14 protein-coding genes are annotated in these 18,490 nt (G+C 64.4%); 6 read left to right on the top strand and 8 right to left on the bottom strand.

The annotated features are described in order from the left end of the window. Positions 1–29: 29 nt before the first annotated feature. Positions 30–1,214 (bottom strand): galactose-1-phosphate uridylyltransferase, encoded by a 1,185-nt coding sequence (gene galT / locus E3T39_RS12360; RefSeq protein ID WP_134515692.1) that lies wholly within the window; start codon positions 1,212–1,214, stop codon positions 30–32. 85 nt (positions 1,215–1,299) lie between these two features. On the opposite strand from galT, the gene E3T39_RS12355 reads away from it, so the two are divergent. The 3 genes from E3T39_RS12355 to E3T39_RS12345 are packed head-to-tail and all read left to right on the top strand — an operon-like array spanning position 1,300 to position 4,072. Beyond that, positions 1,300–2,169, top strand: coding sequence for a DeoR/GlpR family DNA-binding transcription regulator (locus E3T39_RS12355; protein ID WP_174845120.1), 870 nt, complete (start codon positions 1,300–1,302; stop codon positions 2,167–2,169). 9 nt (positions 2,170–2,178) lie between these two features. Continuing rightward, complete coding sequence (locus tag E3T39_RS12350) at positions 2,179–3,150, top strand: aldose 1-epimerase family protein (RefSeq protein WP_134515690.1); 972 nt, start codon at positions 2,179–2,181, stop codon at positions 3,148–3,150. A gap of 1 nt (position 3,151) precedes the next feature. Then, positions 3,152–4,072, top strand: coding sequence for a DMT family transporter (locus E3T39_RS12345; protein WP_134515688.1), 921 nt, complete (start codon positions 3,152–3,154; stop codon positions 4,070–4,072). Between the two features lie 140 nt (positions 4,073–4,212). On the opposite strand, the gene E3T39_RS12340 is transcribed toward E3T39_RS12345, so the two are convergent. The 3 genes from E3T39_RS12340 to E3T39_RS12330 form a co-directional block, all read right to left on the bottom strand. Then, positions 4,213–5,718, bottom strand: a complete 1,506-nt coding sequence (locus E3T39_RS12340) for an APC family permease (RefSeq protein WP_134515686.1) — start codon at positions 5,716–5,718, stop codon at positions 4,213–4,215. 356 nt (positions 5,719–6,074) lie between these two features. Further along, positions 6,075–7,055 carry an AraC-like ligand-binding domain-containing protein gene (locus E3T39_RS12335; protein ID WP_134515818.1) on the bottom strand — a complete coding sequence of 327 codons (981 nt, stop codon included), beginning with the start codon at positions 7,053–7,055 and terminating at the stop codon, positions 6,075–6,077. A gap of 269 nt (positions 7,056–7,324) precedes the next feature. Further along, on the bottom strand, positions 7,325–7,921 hold the full coding sequence (locus E3T39_RS12330; protein ID WP_134515684.1) for a TetR/AcrR family transcriptional regulator: 597 nt from the start codon (positions 7,919–7,921) through the stop codon (positions 7,325–7,327). A 154-nt stretch (positions 7,922–8,075) separates the two neighbouring features. On the opposite strand from E3T39_RS12330, the gene E3T39_RS12325 reads away from it, so the two are divergent. Beyond that, positions 8,076–9,986 (top strand): primary-amine oxidase, encoded by a 1,911-nt coding sequence (locus E3T39_RS12325; RefSeq protein WP_134515682.1) that lies wholly within the window; start codon positions 8,076–8,078, stop codon positions 9,984–9,986. 296 nt (positions 9,987–10,282) lie between these two features. Here E3T39_RS12325 and E3T39_RS12320 read toward each other — a convergent pair whose 3' ends face one another. Continuing rightward, positions 10,283–12,502, bottom strand: a complete 2,220-nt coding sequence (locus tag E3T39_RS12320; RefSeq protein ID WP_134515680.1) for an HAD-IC family P-type ATPase — start codon at positions 12,500–12,502, stop codon at positions 10,283–10,285. A 215-nt stretch (positions 12,503–12,717) separates the two neighbouring features. Between E3T39_RS12320 and E3T39_RS12315 the strand changes: the two genes are divergently transcribed. Further along, complete coding sequence (locus E3T39_RS12315) at positions 12,718–14,004, top strand: DUF445 domain-containing protein (protein ID WP_134515678.1); 1,287 nt, start codon at positions 12,718–12,720, stop codon at positions 14,002–14,004. A 200-nt stretch (positions 14,005–14,204) separates the two neighbouring features. Beyond that, positions 14,205–14,801 carry a pyridoxamine 5'-phosphate oxidase family protein gene (locus E3T39_RS12310; RefSeq protein WP_134515676.1) on the top strand — a complete coding sequence of 199 codons (597 nt, stop codon included), beginning with the start codon at positions 14,205–14,207 and terminating at the stop codon, positions 14,799–14,801. Between the two features lie 85 nt (positions 14,802–14,886). Here E3T39_RS12310 and E3T39_RS12305 read toward each other — a convergent pair whose 3' ends face one another. From E3T39_RS12305 to E3T39_RS12295, 3 genes are read right to left on the bottom strand one after another with little or no spacing between them, the layout of a single operon-like run. After that, positions 14,887–15,897: an acetamidase/formamidase family protein gene (locus E3T39_RS12305; protein ID WP_134515674.1), complete on the bottom strand. Its 1,011-nt coding sequence runs from the start codon at positions 15,895–15,897 to the stop codon at positions 14,887–14,889. 5 nt (positions 15,898–15,902) lie between these two features. Beyond that, entirely contained in the window at positions 15,903–17,321 is a 1,419-nt protein-coding gene (locus E3T39_RS12300) for an APC family permease (RefSeq protein WP_241979675.1), read from the bottom strand. 58 nt (positions 17,322–17,379) lie between these two features. Next, positions 17,380–18,489 carry an ABC transporter substrate-binding protein gene (locus tag E3T39_RS12295; protein WP_255455929.1) on the bottom strand — a complete coding sequence of 370 codons (1,110 nt, stop codon included), beginning with the start codon at positions 18,487–18,489 and terminating at the stop codon, positions 17,380–17,382. Position 18,490 lies beyond the last annotated feature (1 nt).

The following is an 18,490-nucleotide window of genomic DNA, read 5'->3' as shown; positions in this document are numbered from 1 at the left end:
GACGCCGGCGCCGTCAGTATTCCGGGCGGTCACGAGTGTGTCCCCGAAACAACGGTGGCGGAGTCCGCCTCGGCGGCGCGCGCGACGGCCGCGCGAATCGTGGCGGCAGCATCCTCTGGCGTGACATCGCCGATCCAGGCGCCCATGGCAGCCTCCGATCCGGCGAGAAACTTGAGCTTGTCCTCGGCGCGTCGCGGGCTGGTCAGCTGCAGCATCAAACGGATGTCCGTCCGATGCACCCGGACCGGCGCCTGGTGCCACGCGGCAATATAGGGAGTCGGGGTCGAGTAGATCGCGTCGATGCCGCGCAGCAGCCGACGATACAACACGGCCAGTTCATCGCGTTCGGCGAGGGTGGTTCCGGCAAAGTCCGGTACCTGGCGGTGCGGAAGCATGTGCACTTCGATCGGCCAGCGCGCGGCAAAGGGAACGAAGGCGGTCCAGTGTTCGCCGCGGAGAATCATCCGGTCGCTGGCCTGTTCGCTCGCCAGAATATCGGCGAAGAGGGTTGGCCCATAGCGTTCGAGCGAGTCGACCAAACGCTGGGTTCTGGGGGTGACATATGGGTAGGAGTAGATCTGGCCGTGCGGATGCCGCAGGGTAACCCCGATCTGTTCACCTCTATTCTCAAACGGGAATACTTGTTCAACGCCCGGCAACTGCGACAGTACGTGGGTGCGTTCTGCCCAGGCTTCAATGACGGTTCGGGCTCGAACGACCGACAGGCTGGCAAAGGATCCCTCGTTCTCGGGACTAAAGCACACCACCTCGCAGCGGCCAACGGATGTGCGGGTACGACCGATGCCGATGCGGTCGAGGTCGGCCAGATCAACCGGGGTGGCGGCATCCGCCAGGAGAGGACCAAATGACGGGGACTTATTCTCGAAGACGGCCACGTCGTAGTTGCTCGGAATCTCCGAGGCATTGCCGGGGGATTGTGGCGCGAGCGGGTCGAGGTTGGCGGGCGGCAGGAACACCCGGTCTTGGCGATTGGCGGCAATGGAGACCCATTCCCCGGTTAGTGGGTCTTGCCGCATTGTCGCGGTGATCGCCCGGGCGGCCGGTTCACGTAGGTCGGGAGCCCGATTCGGCGACAGCGCGGTGTCGGGGTCGTCAAAATACACCAGGTCACGACCGTCGGCGAGGGTGCTGGACTGGCGCACGATCTTCTCATCGGCGACAAAGGGCGGGCGGTGGATGTCTGGATTCGTCATGGCACTGTCACGATAGCAAATTTGTGTATCCGAAACCATCTAATTGCGTATTGATAAGCAAAACAAACTAAGTGATACTGGTGTGATGACCGCGACCGAACCGACGCGCAGCCCGATACCCGATTCGCTTCCCGCTCTTGTCCGCCGAGAGCAAGCACAGCGCCTGGTAAACGAACGCGGCTTCGTGCGGGTGAGCGAGTTGCGGAGCGCCTTCAACATTTCCGGAGTGACGGCCAGGGCCGACCTTGACGCCCTTGAATTTCAGGGCGCTGTACGGCGCGTGCACGGCGGAGCGGTGCCGGCACATTCCCCCGGCGATGGTTCGAATTTTCGCGCCGAACGTGAGCACTCGTTCGAGGAAGCTCTGGAAGCCTCTATTATTCCCAAGCAACAAATTGCCCAGATCGCGGCGGGGCTTGTGCAAAATGGGCAGAGCGTGATTCTTGACGTGGGCACCACGACCCACGCTGTTGCCCGAGCATTGGTCGCTCGGGACGACCTGCATGACGTTGTCATCATCACCAATGGGCTCAGCATCGCCCTGGAACTGGAACAGGCCATCCCACGGTTCACCGTGATCGTAACGGGAGGGTCGCTGCGCCCGCTGCAGCATTCGTTGGTCGAGCCGCTCGCCGGGCTGGTGCTCAGCCAGGTTCACGCCGATCTGGTTTTCATCGGCTGTAATGGCGTCGATATCGCCGGCGGTGTCACCAACATCAACCTGCCGGAGGCCGGAATCAAAGCGCTCATGCTCACAGCGGCGGAGCGGGTGGTCGTCGTGGCCGACCGATCCAAGCTGGGTCAGGTGCATCTCGGTCGGGTAGGCCCGCTGAGCGCCGTCCACACCCTCATTACCGATGCTGGCGCTGATCCGGTGATGCTGGATTCACTGCGTGAGGTCGGGCTGACCGTCTTACTTCCGGAAACCGCGCCGAGTGCGCCAGACCGGCCCTAGGCTAAACGGATGCGCGCACCAACCGGAATCCAATACGACCTGACTGTGGAGACAGCAAAAGGAATGGCCCGAGCCGTCGTGACCGAGGTAGCGGCTGGCCTGCGGGAATATTCGGTGAATGGCATAGACCTGATCGAAACCTTTCCCGAGGCATCACAACCGCCGATGGCGGCGGGAATCGTGCTCGTGCCGTGGCCCAATCGTATTCGCGACGGCAAATGGACGCAGAACGGGATCACCCGCCAGCTCGCGCTCACCGAGCCGGCCCGCCACAACGCCATCCACGGGCTGCTCCGCTTCACTGCCTACCGTGAGGTGTCCAGGCAGAGCGACGCGGTAACGCTCGCCGCGACTGTCTTTCCGCAGTCCGGCTACCCGTTTCACCTCACCACCGAGGTGAGCTATACCCTCACTCCCACCGGTCTGAACGTCACCCACCGGTTGACCAACGTCGGTACCGAGGCGGCGCCGGTAGCTGTGGGGGCGCATCCGTATCTAAAAATCGGCGACCTACCGACCGGCGATCTCATGGTGCGAGTGGATGCCGCAACCCACATCGACGTAGACGACCGCCTCAACCCGACCGGCGAAACCCCCGTCGACGGCACCCGGTTCGACCTGCGCGGGGGTGTCGCGGTCGGCGAGCTCGACCTCGATGATGGCTTCGGCGGGGTGGGCCTCGCCCGTCCAGGCTCGGGCGCGCCCGGCGAACACACCCTCACCGCAGCGGATGGCCGCAGCGTCACCCTGTGGGGCGACGAGAATATGCGCTACGTACAGGTTTTCACGCCGCGCGTTTTTCCCGTGCGGAGCGCCGGTTTAGAGCCGCTTCGCGGCCAGGCGATCGCGATCGAACCGATGACGGCACCCGCCGATGCCTTCAACTCCGGCGCTGGCCTGCACTGGCTGCAACCGGGGGAGGAGTGGATCGTGCGCTGGGGCATCCGTCACGCCGGGTTCGAGCCGCAAAGCCAGCCTTAGGATGACCACAACCCTGACGCACCGCATGCTGCCGCACCTCGGGCGCTATCGCGTCGATCTCGTGTTGCTGCTCGTGGCTTTGGTCTGGGGTGGAAGCTACCTCAGTGCGAAGGTGCTCACCGAGCAGGCGAGTGTTTCGGCCGTGCTCGCGCTGCGCTTTCTGGTCGCGGCGCTCGCCCTGCTAATCGTCTGGGTGATGCGGCGCGAACGGCTGCCGTCGCGGCGTGCGCTCGGGGTCGGCGTGTTGCTCGGGGTGACCCAGGCGAGCATCCTCTGGCTTGAGACCCAGGGTGTGGCATTCACGTCGGCCACGAACGCGGGCCTCATCATCAGTCTCACCATCATTGTCACTCCGGTGCTTGAGTCGGTCGCGGCCCGCCGGTGGCTGCCGCGCCCATTCTTCGTGGCCGCGGTGCTCGCCGTTATCGGGGTCGCCCTGCTCGTCTCCGACAACGGGTTTGCGCAGCCGAATGTGGGCGACCTGCTCATTCTCGCGGCGGCGCTCGTGCGCTCCCTGCACGTGACGATGATGGGTCATCTCACCCGTGGGCAGAGTGACAGCACCATTACCCTAACCCTGCTGCAGGCGCTCGTCGGGGCGGTCGTCTTCACCACTTTCGACATTCACGGCCTCGTCACGGCGATCTCGACCTTCGACTTGGCTGCATGGATCGGCGTGCTCTACCTTGGTTTGGCCTGCAGCGTCTTCGCATTTCTGGCGCAGATGTGGGCGATCCGCCGCACCTCGGCGGCCAGGGCCAGCCTGCTCATGGGCACCGAACCGATCTGGGCGGTGCTCGTGGGGGTGTCGCTTGGCAGCGAAGCCCTCGGCTTCATCGGGGCAGTCGGTGCCGTGCTGATCATCGCGGGAACGTTCTGGGGCCAGCGCATCGAAGCGAGCCACCGTTTGAACGTGGGGTGAAAATCCGTTGGGGTGGTCCGGTCGACGCGCCCCTTCGCCGAGCCGTGAGTTTCGGGGCGCTGAATCGCACAAATGGGCGCAAGACTCACGGGTCGGTGACGCGAGCTCACTCGAATCACTTTTCAAGCGGATGCCGCACCCTACGAGAGCACGTCGCGCACGAGGTCGTCATTCTCGTGGTTCTGCAGCCGGGAGAAGATGTAGCCCCCGAGCAGGAGAAGGAAGGGGAGGGCCACGAGCACCCAGCCGATCGTGCTGAGCCCCCAGGTGGTGATGGTCGGGTCGACACCGTCGGCCACGGTGCCGGCGAGCAGGCCGAAGTGGCTCATCAGCAGGTATTCTCCGAGCAGCAGGCCGATCGTGGCCAGCACCGGGGCGATGATCGTTTGGAAGATATTCTCGGTGCCCTTGTTGCGTTGAAAATAGGCGATTATGGCGATGCTGACCAGAATTTCGATCAGTACGATGGCGATGACCGAGAGGCCGCTGAACCAGTAAAAGAGATTGAGCACCGGGTCGAGTTGGAACACCGCGAACGCGACGAGCACGATGCCGGTGATCACCGACGTAGCGATCGACGCCGTGCTCGGAGCTCCGCGGCCGTTGACCGTGCTGAGCGGCTTGGGCAGCGCGCCGCCGCGTCCGAGTGCAAAAAGGTAACGACTCGCCGCGTTTTGAAAGGCCAGGAGTCCGGCGAACAGGCTCGACAGCACGAGGATGCTCATGACAGTAGCCATCCATGGTCCGACGTACTGGGTAGCCAGCGCGAACAGCACGGCTGCCGGGTCGGCGAGTGGAATGCCCGCGACGGTCGACAGCAGGGCGGTCTTCTCGACCACGGTGGACGCTCCCATACCGGTGACCATGGCGAACGCGGTCAAACCGAACAGCACGGTAATGACCACCACAGCGAGATAGGTAGCTCGTGGCACGACGGACTTTGGGTCCTTGGACTCTTCGCCGTAGATGGCGGTGGCCTCGAAGCCGATGAAGGAGGCGAACGCGAACGCGAACGCAATGCCGGCCGAGCCGGCCAGTCCGCCGGCGACGATGTCGGCGGGGTTGAATGAGGCCCAGAAGTTGATGCCCTCCGGACCGCCGTCGAGCAGGATAGCGACCGCCGTGACCACCAGTGCGGTCAGTTCGAGCAGCATCAGCACGCCGAGTACTTTGGCACCCACGTCGACGCTGAGCAGGGAGAGCAGCGTCACGACGCCCCAGGACAGCAGCGACCAGACCCACCACGGAAGCACGCCCACCTGGCCGGCCATGAGGGCTCCGAAGAATCCGTAGATGGCCAGCTGGATGGCGAGGTAGGCGAGGATCGACACGAACGCCGAGGCGGTTCCGAGATGCCGGCCCAGGCCGCGGCCGATGTACGCGAAGAAGGCGCCAGCGTTGGTGACACGTTGGCTCATCGCGGCGTAGCCGACGCTGAACACGAGCAGGGTGAGGCCGACGACGACGTAGGCCCCCGGAGCAGCGGCGCCGTTGCCGAGTACGATCGCCACGGGCACTGCGCCGGTCATACCGACGAGGGGGGCCGCGGCCGCGACCACGAAGAAGACGATCCCGAGAACGCCGAGTCGGCCCTTGTGCAGGGCCGTTTCCGGTGCTGTCATCGAATTGGGTTTGGTCTGGGTCATGGCTACTCCTCGTTGAGTAAGAGGTCGGGTGCGTGAGGCTGCGCCGGCGCGCGGATGCTGCGGCATTCATTTGACGGTCTGTCTACACAGCGTGGCAATCTCCGCGCTAAACGGTTTGCCATTTGCGGCACCGCAGTTGTCGAATTGCGCAGTGCTCTGGTTGCACGGGGCGAACGGAGGCTGACGCCCGTCGAGTTGCGGCGTCGGGTCGTACTGCGAGGCGCCTTGGAGCGGCGCCGCAGTCTCGAACGATGTCACGGGTGGCGAGCTCCACAGTGCCGCTTCGACTAACCGGGTGCTGCTTCGACTAACCGGGTGCTGCTTCGGCTAACCGGGTGCTGCTTCGGCGAACCGGCTCAGGCGCGGCGGTAGGCGCTCGGCGTCTCGCTGAAGGCCGTGCGAAAGATGCGGCTGAAGTGTGCGGCATCGACGAAGCCCCAGCGAGCGGCGATGGTGCCAACCGAACGATCTTCGAGAATGGGATCGCGCAGGTCGCGGCGGCAGTGCTCGAGGCGCCGGGTGCGGATCCAGCTCGCCACGGTGCTGTCGGCCTCGTGGAACACATTGTGTAAGTGTCTGGTCGAGATGAAGTGGGCGGCGGCGATACTCGCCGGGCACAGTTCCGGGTCGCCGAGATGCCCGTCCACATAGGAGCGGATGCGACCGAGCAGGTTGCCATGCGTGCCCGCCTCCGGGTCGCGGCGCAGATTCAGTTCACTCTCGAACATGGTCGCAATGAGATCGACGGCGTTGTAAGCGAGGCGGTGTCCGCTCGCGCCGGAGAGCACGTCGAGGTTCTCGGCGAGCTGCACCATGAACGGGCTGATCAGCCGGCCCAGTCCAGCGTCGCCCGGCAGCCGCACGGCGGTGAGCTGGCCGATCGAATCGGCGGGAAGGTCGAGCAAGTCGTGCGGAAACATGAGTACGAGGGTGCGAAAGTCCTGGTCGAACTCGAGTGTGTATGGCCGGTTCGTGTCGTAGACGGCCAGGTCGCCCGGGCGCAAGGTGGCCTCGCGGTTGTCCTGCACTAGCAGGCCGGTGCCGGTCAGCTGCAAATTCAGCTTGAAATACTGCCGAGTGGATGCCGCGATCAGCGATGGAGTGCGGATCACCTGGTGTCCGTTGGCGGTAACCTCGACGATTGAGAGCTCGTCGAGCACGCGCGAGCGCAGGGTGCCGTGAAACGTGCGGGACTCACTACGCACCTCAAGCGGTACGAAAGACTGCGACACGAGCCTGCGCCACTGCGTGAACGAATCGGCGACGGCGCACTGCACGCTGTCAGACGGCGTAGTCCTGGTTGGTGCGAGGCCGTGTGGCGCGATCGTGGGGCTCATCGCCCCGTTCACAACGGACATCGTCACGAGCAGCTCCTTCGCCGGTCCAACGCTGCGACCGGATCTGCCCCCAATGGGTCGATCAATGGTCGTCTGGAGCCAATGTAGTCCCGCGGGCGCTCGATGTCATTCTTTTTTTCGACACTCGGCGAAAAAAGATTGATGCTGAGCGCGTTTACCCCGTGCTTCTGCATTCGCGGCTGGCGCTTGTCGCGCGCCTCGAAGATGCTCGTGCTGCTGGCCTGCCGGGTGCGCGAGTCGGACGTGCGTTAGTCCCCGGTGGCGAGCAGCCGAAGGTAGCCGTCCAGCTGGGTCACGAGGTCCTCTGGCGCGTGCTCATCGGGGGAGAGCGCGGCGGTGATTTGCGTGCCGAGCACGACGTTCATGAGGTGACCCACGACATCCGCGTCGGTGATGGCAGTGTGCACCTCCCCGGCCGCGCGGGCCTCGGCCACGTGCGCGAGGAGCGCGCGCCGCCACTGCAGCATCGACTCGTCGTGCAGTTGCGCTTTCGCGGCGCTGCTGAGCGCCTTCTGCCAGAACGGAATCACGATGCGCGCCTCGCTCACTCGCGTCTCGTCGAGCGGCAAAATCTCGTGGCAATAGGCTCGCACGGCGGCCAGCCCGGTCAGGCCGGCGGTCGAGCGCTCAATGCGCAGATTGGTCTGGCTGAAAACGTAGCCGAAGGCAAAGGTCAGCAGGTCGTCCTTGGTGCCAAAGTACGGTTTGAGTGCTCCGTTGGCAAAGCCGGCCTCGGTTGCGATCTCACGCAGTGTCGCGCCCTCGATACCGTGCCGGGCGATGATGCGCCAGGTGGCATTAACCAGCTCGACCCGACGCTGGTCGTGATCGACGACTTTCGGCATAAAACCTCTTCTGCTGGTGAAGCCTCAGCTTGTCAGAAAGATTCTCGAAACACTTGCCAGCAGCACGCTGAGGCTTTATATTCTACAACCATAGGAAATAAATCCCCGGGGACACACTGCCGTGACCACTGGCCGATTCCGGAAAAGAGAAGCAATGCTTACCGCCGACACTGTGACCGCCTTCGCGCTGCCCACCGCGGAAGAACTGCACCACGTGCGCACGATTTTGGCCGATGCCGGACTGTTCGGTGACAGCATCCGGGTGGCGTATCTCGGCCTGCTCGATCCGCCACGAAGTGCCGGCCGCAACGAAACCAACCGCCGCTTCCGCGTCTTTCTGCACGATGTCTCCGGGGCGGCCCCCACCGACGTGACCGTTTCTGTTACCCACGGCGAGGTCGAGTCGCGCGTCACCCTCGACACCGCGCTCACCGGTGAACTGCCCGTGCTCGAAGAAGAGTTCGGCGCCGTCGAAGAGCTTCTCACAACGGATGCCCGCTGGCTCGCCGCCCTCGCTGCCCGCGGACTCGACGTGGCCAACGTGCGCGTCGCGCCCCTCTCGGCCGGTGTGTTCGAGTACCCGAACGAGAAGGGCCACCGCATTCTGCGCGGCCTGGCCTTCGTGCAGAACTTTCCAGAGGACAGCGCCTGGGCACACCCGATCGACGGTCTCGTCGCCTACGTCGATATCGTCGCGAAGACCGTCGACCAGGTACTCGACTTCGGCGTCGTGCCCATTCCGGCCGAACACGGCAACTACACCGATCCCACCCTCACCGGACCGCTGCGTGAAACGCTCAAACCGATCAGCATCACCCAGCCAGAGGGCGTGAGCTTCAGCGTCACCGGCGGCAACCACATTGAGTGGGAGAAATGGAGCCTCGACGTTGGCTTCGACGTGCGCGAGGGCGTTGTGCTGCACAACATCGGCTTTCGCGACGGCGGTAAGACGCGGTCGATCATTCGTCGCGCGTCTATCGCCGAGATGGTCGTGCCCTACGGCGATCCGGCCCCGGTGCGGTCCTGGCAGAACTACTTCGACACCGGAGAATACCTCGTCGGCCAGTACGCGAACTCGCTCGAACTCGGCTGCGACTGCCTCGGCGAGATCACCTACCTGAGCCCGGTGATCACCGACGGCTTCGGCAACCCGCGTGAGATCCGCAATGGCATCTGCATGCACGAGGAGGACTGGAGCATCCTCGCCAAGCACAGCGACCTCTGGAGCGGCATCGAGTACACCCGCCGCAATCGTCGCTTCGTCATCAGCTTCTTCACCACCGTCGGCAACTACGACTACGGCTTCTACTGGTATCTCTACCTCGACGGCACCATCGAATTCGAGGCGAAGGCCACCGGTGTCGTGTTTACGAGCGCCTACGCAGGCAAGGGCTATCCATACGCCTCCGAAATCGCCCCCGGACTCGGCGCCCCGTTTCACCAGCACCTGTTCAGCGCCCGGCTTGACATGGCCCTTGACGGCGACACCAACCGGGTCGAAGAGGAAGACGTCGTGCGCGTTCCGATGGGCCCAGGAAACGAACGCGGCAACGCCTTCACCCGCCAGCGCACGTTGCTCGCCACCGAATCCGAGGGCGTCAGACAAGCGGATGCCGCCATCGGCCGCACCTGGCACGTTTCCAACCCCAATTCCCTCAACCGGCTCGGCGAACCAGTCGCCTACAAGCTCCACCCGCAGGGGCTGCCCATGCTACTCGCCGACCCTTTGTCGTCGGTGGCCCAGCGCGCGACGTTTGCCACCAAGGGGCTCTGGGTCACCCGCTTCGCCGAGGACGAACGGTACCCCACCGGCGACTTCGTCAACCAGCACTCCGGTGGCGCCGGGCTGCCGGCCTACATTGCGGCCGATCGTGCGATTGATGGCGAGGACATCGTGCTCTGGCACACCTTCGGCCTCACCCACTTTCCGCGGGTCGAAGACTGGCCGATCATGCCGGTCGACACCGTGGGTTTCAAGCTACGCCCCGACGGCTTCTTCGACCGGAGCCCGGTGTTAGACGTGCCGGCGAACGTGCCGCCGGCATCCGGTGGGCACTGCCACTGACCCCTCCTCGGGCCCAGTCCGCCCACCGTGGACGGGGCCCGGGCCCCGTCCACGGGCCCAGTTTATAAACTGGGCCCGCGGACATAAGGTGGGCCCGGCGAGCGGATGCCGCGGCAATGCGCGTGAAGCAACCGCTCGCGCGCGAGATCGCCGAGCCGTGAGTTTTCGCCCGCAGCGTTCGGCGAGCCGTGACTTTCGGGGCGCTGAATCGTTTAAATGGGCGCACGACTCACGGGTCGGTAAATGAAACTCACGGGTCGGTGACGCGAGCGCAGGGCTCCTGGCTTCGGCGCGGCCTACGGCTCGCGCACACTCGCCTCCGGGCGCAGATCGAGGCGGCGCAGCAGCTGCGCGTTCAGGGCGACGACCACGGTCGACACCGACATGAGCAGGGCACCGATCTCCATCGGGAGCACGAAGCCGATCGGCGCGAGCACACCCGCGGCGAGCGGAACCGACAGCAGGTTGTACCCGGCCGCCCACCAGAGATTCTGCCTCATCTTGCGGTAGCTTGCCCGCGACAACTCGATCACCGAGAGCACCGACCGCGGATCGTCGCTCGCGAGAATGACCCCCGCCGACGCGATCGCCACGTCGGTCCCGGCGCCGATCGCAATGCCGACATCGGCCTGCGCGAGCGCCGGGGCGTCGTTCACTCCGTCGCCGACCATTGCCACGCGGCGGCCCTCGCGCTGCAGCTCGGCTACTTTGCGCGCCTTGTCCTCCGGATGCACGTTCGCGAACACCCGGTCGATGCCGAGCTCGGCTGCGACCGACTCGGCCACGGCCTGGGCGTCGCCGGTGATCATGACAACCTCGATGCCCCGTCGGTGCAGGGCATCCACCGCCTGCCGCGACTCCTCGCGGATTTCATCGGCGAGGCCGATCGCACCGACGACCTCACCGTCGCGCAGCACGTGCAGGATGATCGCGCCCTGGCTCTGCCACGCCACGGTCTCGGCCTGCGGCGCCGCCCCGTGTTCGTCGAGCATGCTCGGCCCGCCGACGCTCACGCTGTGCCCGTCGACCAGGGCGGTCACGCCGACCGCCGCCGCAGTCTGAAATTCGCTCGCCCGTGGCACGGTCAGTCCGCGGTTGCGCGCGGCTGTCACAATGGCGCGGGCAAGCGGATGCTCACTGTCACCTTCCACCGCGGCCGCCCAGGCAAGTACCTCGTCCGCAGTGAGCGGGGCCGCGGCCGAAGCCGCAGCGGGAGCTCCAGCCCCAGCCGAAGCCGAACCCGGAGCGGAGTCAGCCTGAGGGGCGCCGGCGGCGCTCGCCGCGGCATCCGCCTGGCTGCTTGCGACGGCCACGTGACTGACCGTCGGCTCGCCCCTGGTGAGCGTGCCGGTCTTGTCGAACAATACCGAGGTGACCTGGCGCATGCTCTCGAGGGCGAGGCGATCCTTGATCAGCACACCGCCCTTCGCTGCGCGTTCGGTGGCGATCGATACCACGAGTGGAATCGCCAGCCCGAGGGCGTGCGGGCAGGCGATCACGAGCACGGTGATCGTGCGCACGACGGCGTCCTGCGGCTGGCCGAGCAGCGTCCAGACGATCGCGGTCAGGGCGCCGGAGCCCAGCGCGAACCAGAACAGCCAGCCGGCGGCCTTGTCGGCGATGCGCTGCGCCCGCGACGATGAGTTCTGCGCCTCGGTAACGAGCCGCTGGATTCCAGCCAGCGCGGTGTCATCGCCGACGGCGCTCACGCGCACCCGCAGAGCCGAATCGGTCGCGACCGTACCGGCCACCACCTGGTCGCCGCGCGAGCGCCGTACCGGCCGTGATTCGCCGGTGATCATCGATTCGTCGACGTCGGCCGTGCCCTCGGTAATCTGTCCGTCGGCCGGCACCCGCCCGCCCGGCCGCACCACGACGAGGTCGCCGAGCACCAGGTCGCTCGGTGAGACCACGACATTGTGCTCGCTAACGAGGCCATCGCCCTCGACCCGCTCGGCCTCATCGGGCAGGAGCGCAGCGAGCGATTCCAGTGCAGTGGATGTCTGCGCCAGCGAGCGCATTTCGATCCAGTGGCCGAGCAGCATGATCACGATCAACAGCGCGAGTTCCCACCAGAAATCGAGCTCGGCGTCGATGAGGCCGAGGCTCGCGCCCCAGGAGGCGAGAAAGGCGACCGTGATCGCCAAGGCGATCAGCAGCATCATTCCGGGCTTGCGGGACTTCAGCTCGGACACCGCTCCGGTGAGGAAAGGTCGGCCGCCCCAGACATACATGACCGTTCCGAGTACGGGGGAGATCCAGGCCACGCCAGCGATGCCCGGAAGTGCATACCCGACGAGCGACCCGAACATGTGGCTGAATGCCACAACGGGCACCGCGATGACGAGCATGGTCCAGAACAAACGCCGGAACTGCCCGACATGATCGTCGTGCCCGTCGTGCCCGCCGTGATTCATAGTGCCGTGGTTCATGGTGCCGTGGTCCATGGTCGTGTGGTCGGGCTCTAGGTGAGCCGTGCTGCCGTGCGGGCCGTGGTTCGAGTTGGGCCGTGTCATGTCATTCCTCGATTCGAATCTGTAACTACTCTTGAAGCATACCCCCTAAGGGTATACAAAGGTGTTGGTTTCGGTGCCGATGAGCACCTTTGCCGCTGCAGCGCTCGTTGCCGCGTGGGCGAAGCCCGTCAATAGCGTGCACCCCACGTATCGCATTCGCGCGGAACGCGCATGAATGAGCACCACTCTGCCGCGCAATCGGGCAGGCTTAAGTCATGGCGCAGAGCATATCCACGGCACCCCCCGCCGAATCCCTGAACGACACCGCCCGCCGCACCGCGCTCACCCGCATGAAGCGACTCGCGGCCGGCCTGCTGGCCCTCATGGCCATCATCTTCACGGTTTCGTTCGCCCTGCAAGACCGCTACCCCTGGCTCGAATACGTGCGCGCCGCCGCGGAGGGCGGCATGGTCGGCGCGATCGCCGACTGGTTCGCCGTGACCGCCCTGTTTCGTTACCCGATGGGCCTGCGCATTCCGCATACCAACATCATCGCCAACCGCAAGGACGAGATCGGCGCGAGCCTCGGCGAGTTCGTCGAGACCAATTTTCTCTCCGAGTCGGTCATCCGCGGCAAACTCGAATCGGTAAAACCAGCCCGCCGCCTCGGCGACTGGCTGAGCGACGACAAGAACGTTGAAAGGCTCACCGACGAGCTCGCTGTCGCCGGCCAGGGCGTGCTCAATCTGCTCGGTGATGACGCCATCAAAAACCTCATCGAATCCGTCGCGCGCGAACACCTGATCCAACCAGAGTGGGGCCCAAGCCTCGGTCGGGTGGGGGAACGGCTGGTCACGAGCGGGCAGCAGCACGCGGCCGTCGACCTGCTGCTCGACCGCGCCGATGGCTGGCTGCGCGACCACCCCGAAGCGTTCGGCCGCGTGGTGTCGCAGCGATTGCCCACCTGGCTGCCCGGATTCGTCGACAAGCTCGTCGACGACAAGGCCTACCGTGAGGTACTCGCTTTTGTGGCGTCCGCCCGCCGCGACCGGCAGCATCCCGTGCGAAAGGCACTGGACGACTATCTGAGCGAGGTTATGCACGACCTGCAATATGAGCAGGCCATGATCAACCGCGTCGAAAATCTCAAGGCCGAGGTTCTCGATAATGCCAAGCTGCGCGAGTTCGCCGGCGATACTTGGGAGGCCATCAAAGCCTCCCTCACGCAGGCGCTCGACGACCCGGCCAGCGCGCTGCTGGTGGGCATCCGCTCGACCCTGCACGACATCGGCGACCGTCTCACAACGGATGCCGCGCTCGGCTCCCGCATCGACCGCTGGCTTGCCGACACCGCCAGTCACGTCATCTCCAACTATCGCCACGAGATCGCCGGGGTGATCACCGAAACCGTGGAGCGCTGGCCGGCCGCAGAGACGGCCGCGAAGATCGAACTGCAGGTGGGCCGCGACCTGCAGTTCATTCGCATCAACGGAACCGTGGTCGGTGCCCTCGCCGGGCTGGCCATCTTCACCCTCGCGCACGCGGTCGCCGCGCTGATTTGAGCAGCAAGACTGCGAATCAGCTGAAATTCGCGGCGTGGTATTCAGGGATCCTCATTCGGAGCAGACTCAATTTTCAGCGGCTTTCGAAGGGCGCCAAATTCACGAAACGCACTGACCGCCTGGGCCGGCACCCGGCTCGGCCGCGTCGATGTCGCGACGTAGCTCACCGCGAAGAAAGCAGAAGGCATTAGGCTCGCCCCGTGAGTGAATCGTTGCGTCACCGACTGCGCGCCCTTCCGGATTTTCCGGACCACCTCCCTTTCTTCGACTTGACGCGGACCCCGGCTGATCCCGTGGCGCTCTTTCTGCAGTGGTTCGAGCATGCGCTCGCAGCTGGCGTGCCGCAGCCGCACGCCTTCAGCCTCGCGACGGCCACGGTCCACGGGGTCATCTCGTCGCGCATGCTCATCCTGAAAGACATCCAGGCCGCTCCTGGCCCGGCCGCAGCGTCGTCCGGTTCTGCTCCCAGCGCCGCTACCGAAGCCGATGCACTCCCGCCGCAGCCCGCCGCCTGGCACTTCGCGAGTATGTGCACCTCCCGCAAGGGCGAGGAACTCAACGGCAACCCCCGGGCAGCCATGAACTTCTACTGGCCCCAGGTGGGTCGGCAGGTGCGTCTCGTCGGTGCGGTGACAACGCTCGACGCTGCGGCATCCGCTCTCGCCTGGGCTGAACGCCCAGGGGCAGACGGTCACGAGAATCCCCAGTGGCAGTTGTACGCCCTGCACCCGACCGAGATCGAATTCTGGCAGGCCAGCGCCGATCGCCACCACATTCGCCACCGCTACGAACTCTAAAACCTCTGCTTCGTAGCCTCCGTGTGGTGGCGGTTTTGCGGATTGTGAGAGCGGCGCCGGCCCCTTATCACTGGCAAGTGCAGGGCTATTGTGCCGCTGTATATTCCGCGGCCGCGGCGCGCAATCGAGAGTGGACTCCGCCGTAGGCCTGTGCGTCCTTCAGAGTCCACTTGGGCAGTTTCGCCACCATCGTGTAGTTGGGATCGCACACGTTTGCGGCCGGCGCGAGTCCCATTTGGCTGACGAGCTGGTACGCATCGAGAGTGTCGAGACCGGTGAGATCGGATGCCCAGCTCACGAGATCTTTTTGGCTGATCCGGAAGGCGTCCTCCAGTGGGCGCGCTGACCCCGTGCTCATGATGAACTCATCGTTCTCGAGCCGGGGCCACGCCGAGGCGCCGCCCTTGATCAGGTCGAGGGCGATAACCGAGTTCATCGCCGATTCCAGCCCGGTGCCACACACCTCGCCCTCGCCCTGACGCGCGTGACCATCTCCGAGCGAAAGCATCGCCCCAGCGACATTGACCGGAAGATAGAGAGTTGTTCCGGCTCGCGCTTCCGGTGTGTCCATGTTGCCGCCGTGGGTGGAGGGCGTCACAACCAACCGAACCTCACCGCCTGCCGGTGCAACACCCACCGTTCCATGCATGGGATCGAGCGGGAGAGCCAGCGCGTAGTCCGAGTTTTTTGCGCGAAAAGTAGCCGTCCAGGCATCCAAATCGATGTCGTAAAACCACACCCGCTCCTCGAGCGGCTCGTGCAGCATCGCCGTCTCATGCGTGGCGGAGAGCGCACCAAAGAGGGGGAAAGTGCTTGAGATGGCGTATTGGCGCGCCGGGACGATGGAAACGAAATGTACGGCCAGCAGATCACCGGGTTCCGCACCGACCACCTCGATCGGACCGGAGACAGGATTGAGTTCGTTGAACGGCACGATTTGGCTGGGAACGTCCTGCGGATTCGTTACCCGTCCGCCAAAGCAGTCCTCCGTGCTGACCTCGATGATGTCGCCGGGTCGCACGCTCAGTAGGGGAGCACGCTCCCCGAACACATAGGAATACTGTTCGGGGAGCGGAGTGAGCTGGTGAACTGCCATGAGAGCTACCGTACCTCCGTCTGTGCAGACTCGACGGGGACAGGGTTGGTCATGCGACCCGATTTGTAGAGTACAGCCGCGACCACAATCCCCAGGATCAGCCAGGCCACGCCGAGGATCTGGGCGGATACTCGGGCGTTATAGAGCACGAACGAGAGAACCACGAATCCCAGCACCGGGAAAACCAGGTGCACGAACCAACGCCGGGATTTCTGCCTCACGATGAACCACCACACGACCGACACATTCAGCAGCAGGAATGCCGTCAAAGCGCCGAAGTTGACCAGAGCGGCGATGGCACCGAGTCCGTCCGGCAGAACGGTCAGGAACAGTCCCAGGATGAGGGAAATCGCGGCGACCAGAAATGTTGCGTTGACCGGTACGCTGTGCTTCTCGCTCACCTTGGCGAGGAATTTAGGCAGCTGACGGTCGCGCGCCATCGCGTACAGCAGGCGGGACGTCGATGCCTGAGCGACGAGTGCATTGGCAAAACCCCAAGCGATGGCCGTTGAGGCTGCGGTCAGGATATACATGAACGGTCCGCCAGCGACAGCGGCCGCCTCGTAGAAGGCCACTCCCGCCGGGTCACCGTTGGCGATGAGGGCTGCTGGGTCTTCCACCAGCATCGACGCTACCCAGGTCTGGGCGATGAACAAAACGCCCAGCAGGCAGAGCGCGGCGATCATGGAGCGACCGAGAGATTTGCTGCTGCCGCTGTTTTCTTCGGCCAGGGTGGAGATTCCGTCGAAGCCGAGGAACGACAACACAGCGATGGAAGCGGCACCAAAGAGCAGTGGGAGGGAAAATGTTTCCGCATTGTAGAACGCGTCGAGGCTGAATCCCTGGCCCTTGCCCTGTGAAACGGCGACAAGGCCAACAACCAGAAAGATGGCGAGCACCAAAAGTTCGAGCACCAGCATGACGCGGATCACGACGGCGGCAAGGTGGATGCCCAGGTAGTTGATCACCGTGTTCAGGGCAACGAAGAGAATCAGCCACAGCCAAATCGGGATCTGGCTGATGATTCCGTTCATCGCGATGGCAGCGACAAAATACAGCAGGGTCGGAATGAGGATGTAGTCGAGCAGAATCATCCAACCGGCGATGAAGCCGACGGGGCGGTTGATTCCGCGACCGGCGTAGGTGTAAACGGATCCGGCCATCGGGAAGGCCTGGGCCATTTGCGAGTACGAATTGGCCGAGAACATCATGGCGATCAACGCGATGATGTACGCGACCGGCGGCATCCCGCCCGAATCGTGGAAGACACCGCCGAAGATGGCGAACGGTGCGATAGGTACCATGAAAATCAGGCCGTAGATGATGAGGTCGCTGAACGTCAGCGTTCTCTTCAACTCCTGCTTGTAACCAAATTGTTCAATACCGGAAGTGGCCGTGCCACCAGGGTTGGTCGTGGTGCTCACGCGTGGTCCAATCGTCGTCGACAGACGTCATTGTTTCCGAGTGGAAATTTTCATCAGGCTACACCCCGCTGGGCATCCCGACAATCTCCAGATCGGTGTCATTGGCACGCGCCAAGCGCATCGGGTGGCGAGAGAGGTCGAATCCCAGCTCCGAACCATCGCGAGGAATGCCCGTGCTGGCGGCGAATAATTGTTCGGCAGCGCTGGCGGCCGAGTTGGTTGCGAGCAGGCCACTCAGGCACAGGGCGGCCAGCACATGCACGCCGTCGTAGCATCCCTCGGCGTAGGAACCAGGAAGGGGTGCCGTGAGCCCGAAGCGTGCGACGTAAGATTCCAGCAACCGCAGGTGTCGATCATCACCCTGCTGCAGGAAGGTGGGCATCGCGGAATACAGTTCACCACTTGAGTCGCCGCCGACCGCGATCAGACAATTTTCGTCCAGGGCGGTGCACAACCTTAAGAAGGACTGGCCGGCATCCAGCTCGGTGACTCCACGATGAAATTCGATACCATCGCGCCCAACCAGCGAGACCAGGATCGCGTCGGCGCCTGCATGCCGAGTGGCCGCCACGAGTTCGGCGGTATCTACCTGGCCCATCGGCACGAGTCGATCCAGCACGATGCGCTGCCCGAGCTCCCGCAGCACCGTAGTCGCCGCTCGGTGTACTTGACGCGGCCAAACATAGTCACTACCAATGAGCGCCCATCGCGTTATCCGTCGATTTCTGGCCAACCAGGCGATCGGCTGGCGCAGATGTTCCTTGGGGTCGCTGCCGAGAAAGACGCTCCCGGCGCTGGCCCGGCTGAAGTCGTGCGGCGGAGTGAAAACGTAGGGCACTCGATCGGCCACTCGCGCTTCCACGGCCACTCGAACATTGGACGTGTGGGTTCCGACCAGGCCATTGACCAGCCCTGCTCCGACCAGGAGGTCGACTTCGCGCGCAACGGTCTCTGGCATTCCGCCGGCATCGACTAAGACGAGTTCCAGGACCGTCTCGGTGGCTCGAGCGATTTCCTCCCCGGCCAGGATGGCGCAATTGATGATTGCCGGGCCAGCCACGCCCAGTAAACCTGACAGCGGCGCGAGCAGCCCTAGTCGAAGCGCGTGTGGAGCGGGGCCGCTCAGCAGAACTTCGCTCGGGAGTAATATGCTGACCGGTGGCGTCATA

It is taken from the genome of Cryobacterium suzukii, assembly GCF_004403185.1.
In the GTDB taxonomy this organism is placed as follows: domain Bacteria; phylum Actinomycetota; class Actinomycetes; order Actinomycetales; family Microbacteriaceae; genus Cryobacterium; species Cryobacterium suzukii.
Note: the sequence above shows the minus strand (reverse complement) of the source record. Positions and strands in the feature narration are given on the sequence as shown.